Below are 248 nucleotides of genomic sequence, written 5' to 3'. Positions count from 1 at the left end.
ATGGGATCCTGTCAAAAAAGGTCAGGCCTTGGCCGAGCTCTATGTGCCCGAATGGGTGGCGGCCCAGGAAGAGTGGTTGACCATCAGCCAGATGCAAACCAATGACAGGGATGCACTGCTCGATGCGGCCAGACAGCGGATGCGGTTGGCGGGTATGAGTAATGAACAGATTCATCAGGTTGAATTACTGGGTAAGGTGCAAGCTCGGATCACACTCATCGCGCCGATGAGTGGCATCATCGCCGAAC

General features: G+C 55.2%; 1 pseudogene. It reads left to right on the top strand.

What is annotated here, in order from left to right:
* Positions 1-28: 28 nt before the first annotated feature.
* Positions 29-248 (top strand): annotated as a pseudogene (locus ACZ3HG_RS24465) (efflux RND transporter periplasmic adaptor subunit); the annotation flags it as partial.

The organism is Erwinia sp. PME.40.26/001, from assembly GCF_055556675.1.
This window is presented reverse-complemented; position numbering and strand designations above follow the sequence as displayed.